General features: G+C 53.4%; 8 protein-coding genes. 2 read left to right on the top strand and 6 right to left on the bottom strand.

The genetic code is table 11. From position 1 onward, the window contains the following. Nucleotides 1-52: 52 nt before the first annotated feature. The 4 genes from cgtA to rplU form a co-directional block, all read right to left on the bottom strand. Nucleotides 53-1225, bottom strand: a complete 1173-nt coding sequence (cgtA, locus tag SPL01S_RS21850) for an Obg family GTPase CgtA (RefSeq protein ID WP_062869305.1) — start codon at nucleotides 1223-1225, stop codon at nucleotides 53-55. Nucleotides 1226-1241: 16 nt separating this feature from the next. After that, on the bottom strand, nucleotides 1242-2213 hold the full coding sequence (locus SPL01S_RS21845) for a DMT family transporter (protein ID WP_006323261.1): 972 nt from the start codon (nucleotides 2211-2213) through the stop codon (nucleotides 1242-1244). A gap of 105 nt (nucleotides 2214-2318) precedes the next feature. Continuing rightward, a complete protein-coding gene (gene rpmA / locus SPL01S_RS21840) occupies nucleotides 2319-2576 on the bottom strand; it encodes a 50S ribosomal protein L27 (protein ID WP_004933559.1) in 258 nt (85 codons plus the stop codon). A gap of 17 nt (nucleotides 2577-2593) precedes the next feature. Further along, nucleotides 2594-2905 (bottom strand): 50S ribosomal protein L21, encoded by a 312-nt coding sequence (gene rplU / locus SPL01S_RS21835; RefSeq protein ID WP_004933561.1) that lies wholly within the window; start codon nucleotides 2903-2905, stop codon nucleotides 2594-2596. Between the two features lie 269 nt (nucleotides 2906-3174). On the opposite strand from rplU, the gene ispB reads away from it, so the two are divergent. Next, nucleotides 3175-4146, top strand: coding sequence for an octaprenyl diphosphate synthase (gene ispB / locus SPL01S_RS21830; RefSeq protein ID WP_006323259.1), 972 nt, complete (start codon nucleotides 3175-3177; stop codon nucleotides 4144-4146). A gap of 49 nt (nucleotides 4147-4195) precedes the next feature. Here the strand turns inward: ispB and SPL01S_RS21825 are convergent, their stop codons facing one another. Beyond that, nucleotides 4196-4546: a DNA-binding protein gene (locus tag SPL01S_RS21825; RefSeq protein WP_062869303.1), complete on the bottom strand. Its 351-nt coding sequence runs from the start codon at nucleotides 4544-4546 to the stop codon at nucleotides 4196-4198. 182 nt (nucleotides 4547-4728) lie between these two features. On the opposite strand from SPL01S_RS21825, the gene SPL01S_RS21820 reads away from it, so the two are divergent. Then, on the top strand, nucleotides 4729-4989 hold the full coding sequence (locus tag SPL01S_RS21820) for a helix-turn-helix domain-containing protein (protein WP_004952809.1): 261 nt from the start codon (nucleotides 4729-4731) through the stop codon (nucleotides 4987-4989). Nucleotides 4990-5056: 67 nt separating this feature from the next. Here the strand turns inward: SPL01S_RS21820 and mdh are convergent, their stop codons facing one another. Continuing rightward, entirely contained in the window at nucleotides 5057-5995 is a 939-nt protein-coding gene (mdh, locus tag SPL01S_RS21815; RefSeq protein ID WP_004952806.1) for a malate dehydrogenase, read from the bottom strand. Between the last annotated feature and the right edge of the window lie 5 nt (nucleotides 5996-6000).

Below are 6000 nucleotides of genomic sequence, written 5' to 3'. Positions count from 1 at the left end.
AGTCGATAAAAAAAGGCCCAGTTTTGTGAACTGGGCCCTTCTCTTCGCAAGATTATTTCTGGTAAACGATCTCGACGCCTTCGTCGTCATCTTCGTCCCAGTCGTCATCCCAATCGTCATCCGCTTCGGCTTCCACTTCCGCGAGCTGTTCACGGTGGTAATCGTCCCACATGAACTCGACTTTCTCAGGTGCGCTTTCTTCGATCGCCATAGCTTTCGGTTGGGTGTTGATAAAGTTCATCACGTCCCAGCACAGCGCATTGACACCTTCGCGGTTGGCGGCGGAGATCATGTAGTACTTGCCTTCCCAACCCATGCCCTCTGCGATAGCCTTGGCACGTTCGGCCGCTTCTTCCGCACCTACCAGGTCAACTTTGTTGAACACCAGCCAGCGTGGCTTCTGCGCCAGATTTTCGCTGTATTGGTTCAGCTCGTTGATGATGACTTTGGCATTTTCTACCGGATTGGATTCGTCGATCGGGGCGATATCCACCAGGTGCAACAGCACGCGGCAACGCTCCAGATGCTTCAGGAAACGGATACCCAGACCGGCACCCTCGGATGCACCTTCAATCAGCCCCGGAATATCGGCAACCACAAAGCTCTGCTCGTGATCCATACGCACCACGCCGAGGCTTGGCACCAGAGTGGTAAACGGATAGTCGGCAACCTTTGGCTTGGCGGCGGAAACCGCGCGGATAAAGGTCGACTTGCCGGCATTCGGCAGACCAAGCATGCCGACATCGGCCAGCAACAGCAGCTCCAGCAAGATGTCGCGGGCTTCACCGGCAGTACCCAGCGTCTTCTGACGCGGTGCACGGTTAACCGAGGATTTGAAACGGGTGTTGCCCAAACCGTGCCAACCGCCTTTAGCGACCATCAGTTGTTGGCCGTGGCGGGTCATGTCACCGAGGATCTCGCCGGTGCCCTGATCCTGCACGCGAGTACCGACCGGCACCTTGACGGTAATGTCTTTGCCACGCTTACCGGTACAGTCACGGCTCTGGCCATTCTGACCGCGTTCGGCACGGAAAGATTTCTCAAAGCGGTAGTCGATCAACGTATTGAGGTTTTCGTCCGCCAGCAGATAGACGTCACCGCCGTCACCGCCGTCGCCGCCATCCGGCCCACCGTTCGGGATATACTTTTCGCGGCGGAAGCTGACACAACCATTACCACCGTCACCTGCAACGACCAAAATCGCTGCTTCATCTACAAACTTCATTTACCGTCTCCGTAAATCATTCACCGGGCTGCTTTAAAGGAGCAACCAGGTTGGTTTCTGCCCGTCGCGGCCACCACCGGTGACCAATTGCGGAAAACATGGCGCCCGCTACCACCACGAAAGCACCGATATAGCCGACGACATTCAATGCCGGGGCGGCGAATACGTGTGGCCAGGCCAGCGCCAATAAATCTGAAAACAGCAGGGTAAACAGCGGCGTCAGCGTGATTAACGCACTCACCTGCGCCGCCTGCCAGCGCGCCATGGCTTCCGCCAGTGCGCCATAGCCAATCAACGTGTTGGCGCCACAAAACAGCAGGCAGGCCAATTGCCAACCGCTGAGCTGGGAAATCAGCTCTGGCCGGGCCAGAGGGAACAGCGCCACTGCACATAAAGTGTACAACATTACCAGGATCTGCGGCGAGGCCAATCGGCGCAGCAATACTTTCTGCGCAACGCCATAAGTCACCCAAACCATCGCCGCACAGACGCCCAACAGCACCCCAAGGGTGTAATCCGTCAGGCGGGTGAAGATCTCAATCAGGCTGACATTGAAAAACAGCATCAGCCCACAGATCAACATTAGCGCGCCAATCACTTGGGTGATACGCATGCGTTCTTTTAAAATCAACACGCTGGCGAACATCATACCCACCGGCGACAGCTGGCCGATCACCTGCGATGCCGTCGGGCTGAGATACTGTAGCGAAGAACTGAAGAAGATAAAGTTCCCCAACAGGCCCGCAGTGGCGACAGCCAGTATTAACAGCCAGCGCGGCTGACGGAACATTTTTACCGGGGGCAGCCTGCCGCGTATCGCCAGAATGGTCCCCAGGCCGAGTGCAGCAAGGGTAAATCGATACCAAACGATGGTAAACGGATCCATCACTACCAGCACTTCTTTCATCGCAATCGGCAACGCACCCCAGCAAATCGCCGTAGTCACCGCCAGAGAAATGCCAATTCCGACCTGCTGTTTCGTTTCCATCTTACCTTTGCCAACGCTGACGGGCCGGTACATAAGCAGCCCATAAATGTAAAAAGCCCCGCAACGAGTTGCGGGGCTTACATCTATTTAGTAAGGCTCGGAAAATTATTCAGCTTCGATGCTGATGAATTTACGATTGCTCGGGCCTTTAACTTCGAACTTGACTTTACCGTCTTTCAAAGCAAACAGAGTGTGGTCTTTGCCGCAACCCACGTTGGTACCAGCGTGGAATTTGGTGCCGCGCTGACGAACGATGATGCTGCCTGCCAGTACTGCTTCGCCGCCAAAGCGTTTTACGCCCAGACGTTTAGCTTCTGAATCGCGACCGTTACGAGTCGAGCCGCCAGCCTTTTTGTGTGCCATTAATCCGCTCTCCTAACTTAAGCGCTGATGCCGGTGATTTTAACGTCAGTGAACCACTGACGGTGGCCCTGCTGCTTACGGTGGTGCTTACGACGACGAAACTTAACAATCTTAATTTTCTCGCCACGACCGTGAGCAACTACTTCAGCTTTGATCTTACCGCCATCGACGAAAGGAACGCCGATTTTGATATCTTCGCCATTAGCGATCATCAGAATCTGGTCAAACTCAACCGCTTCACCAGTTGCGATGTCCAGCTTTTCCAAGCGAACGGTCTGACCTTCGCTTACTCGGTGTTGTTTACCACCACTTTGGAAAACCGCGTACATATAAAACTCCGCTTTCCGCGTGCCCAACTGTTTAGTACAGAGCGCGCTATAAATATTCACAATAGGGCGCGAATTCTACGCAATAATCCCGCGTATGACAAGAGCAGAATAAGACCAGAAGCAGAAAAAAGAAGAAAAAAAGCACAGTTTCTTTCATGGCGTTTATCTGAGCCGTTTTTCAAGTACAATCAGGAGGACAGTTACCGCCATGTACCGATGTGAGCAGCGATCTCAACGCGGTGAAGAGAAACACAGCTGAAAAAAATACAATGAACCTAGAGCAAATTACCGAGTTAACCGCGCAAGATATGGCGGCCGTGAACGCAACAATTCTCGAACAGCTGAATTCCGATGTCACACTCATCAATCAGCTTGGCTATTACATTATCAGCGGTGGCGGTAAACGCATCCGCCCGATGATCGCCGTTCTGGCGGCGCGGGCATTGCATTATCAAGGTGATAAGCACATTACCGTTGCTGCGCTGATCGAATTCATTCATACCGCGACTCTGCTGCATGATGACGTGGTGGATGAATCCGACATGCGACGCGGCAAGGCTACCGCCAATGCCGCGTTCGGCAATGCTGCCAGCGTGCTGGTGGGCGACTTCATTTATACCCGGGCTTTCCAGATGATGACCAGCCTGGAATCACTCCGCGTGCTGGCGCTGATGTCCGAAGCGGTCAACGTCATTGCTGAAGGTGAAGTGCTGCAGTTAATGAACGTGAACGATCCGGACATCACCGAAGAAAGCTATATGCGGGTAATCTACAGCAAAACCGCTCGTCTGTTTGAAGCGGCGGCGCAATCGTCAGCGATCCTTTCAGAGGCCAGCGAAGCAGAAGAAAAAGCGCTGCAGGATTACGGCCGTTATCTCGGCACCGCTTTCCAGTTGATCGACGATCTGCTCGATTACAGCGCCGACGGCAGCACCCTGGGTAAAAATACCGGTGACGATCTGAACGAAGGGAAGCCCACACTGCCCTTGCTGCACGCCATGCGTAACGGCAACAGTGCGCAAACGGCCATGATCCGCGAAGCCATTGAGCAAGGCAGCGGCCGTCATCTGCTGGAACCGGTTTTACAGGCCATGCAACAGTGCGGTTCGCTTGAATATACCCGCCAACGCGCCGAAGAAGAAGCCGATAAGGCGATTGCCGCGCTGCAGGTTCTGCCGGAATCCCCTCATCGCTCCGCGTTGGAAGGATTAGCGCACCTTGCGGTTCAGCGAGACTTTTGAGAAACAAAAAACTTAAGCAGTTTCTACAGACCCGCAGCGCGGGTCTGTTTCACTTCCCCTCTGTAATACGCGCCAGCAGGCTACCTATGCCTTCACGCATCAGGAACGCCAATACTTTGTCACGCTCGGTTTCCGTCAGGTGATAGTAATATTCAATCCATACCGCCAACGGATCCTTTCGCTCGATGTCATAAACAGCAGGATCTTCTTTCATCATCAGTAAGTTGCGCGTACCTGACGGTAAGCTGTCAATATGATATTCCAGCGCCTTTCCCTGCACGCCTTTACGCCGGCGGCTGATCCAGCCATCGCGACGCGCCATCAAATTTATTCCCTGTGGTGAAGAGGGTAATCCTGCAATGCCTGTAAGTTCCTTGGCGGCAAACCACTCTTTTTTCATAGCCATGATCTCTGAGGAAAATGTGCAAAGATATTTTTTAGAAATTAATGAGATATTTTTTTTGGAAATTTAGTGGTATTCTAATTTCCGTATAAGCGTTTCATGTTGTTCAAACGATTAATCTTGACCTGTTAGTTATACCACTAACAGAACTTTCGCTAATCAAAAAAGGGAATGCAAACATGAATTCAAGGAACAAGGACTGGCATCCGGCGGATATCATTGCAGCTTTACGTAAGAAGGGAACGACACTGGCGGCGGTATCCCGCAAAGCGGGGCTTAGTTCATCAACACTGGCAAACGCGCTATCGCGGCCCTGGCCAAAAGGGGAATGGCTGATTGCCGAGGCGCTGGACATCCATCCTGCCGAGATCTGGCCAAGCCGCTATTTCGACCCGCACACCAACGACCTGCTGAATCGAAAAGCCCGTATCAGGTCATGATTCGGGCATAAAAAAACCGCCGGTGCGATGTCCGGCGGCTTGTGCATACTCATGCGTCCTGGGTTGATCAGTTATTGATAAACTTTTCGCCCAGTTCGATATCTTTATGCAGAACATCCAGCATCTCTTCCAACGCTTTCTGCTCGAACGCGCTCAGAGTACCGATGTCTTTACGTTCTTCTACGCCATTTTTGCCCAGCAGCAGTGGCTGTGCGAAGAAGCGGGCATATTTGCCGTCACCTTCCACATAAGCGCATTCCACCACGCCCGCTTCGCCTTGCAGCGCACGAACCAGAGACAGGCCGAAACGCGCCGCCGCCTGACCCATAGACAGAGTTGCGGACCCGCCGCCGGCTTTGGCTTCAACCACTTCAGTACCCGCATTCTGGATACGCTTGGTCAGATCCGCCACTTCCTGCTCGGTAAAGCTCACGCCCGGGATCTGTGACAACAGTGGCAGAATGGTCACGCCAGAATGCCCGCCGATAACCGGCACGTTCAGCTCTTCCGGCTGCTTGCCTTTCAGCTCAGCCACGAAGGTGTTGGAACGGATGATATCCAGCGAGGTCACGCCAAACAGTTTGTTTTTGTCGTAAACACCGGCTTTCTTCAGCACTTCTGCCGCGATTGCCACGGTGGTGTTTACCGGATTGGTGATAATGCCGATGCAGGCTTTCGGGCAGGTTGTTGCCACTTGCTGGATCAGATTACGCACGATGCCTGCGTTGACATTGAACAGATCTGAACGATCCATACCAGGTTTACGCGCAACGCCGGCAGAAATCAGCACTACGTCTGCACCATGCAGAGCCGGAGTAGCATCTTCGCCGCTGAAGCCTTTGATTTTAACTGCGGTAGGGATGTGGCTTAAGTCGACGGCAACGCCTGGGGTAACGGGGGCAATGTCGTAGAGAGAGAGTTCAGAACCTGAAGGAAGCTGGGTTTTGAGTAGAAGGGCGAGGGCCTGGCCGATACCGCCAGCAGCACCGAGAACTGCAACTTTCATCCTAT

The sequence above is a fragment of the Serratia plymuthica NBRC 102599 genome (assembly GCF_001590925.1).
GTDB classification, from domain to species: domain Bacteria; phylum Pseudomonadota; class Gammaproteobacteria; order Enterobacterales; family Enterobacteriaceae; genus Serratia; species Serratia plymuthica.
Note: the sequence above shows the minus strand (reverse complement) of the source record. Positions and strands in the feature narration are given on the sequence as shown.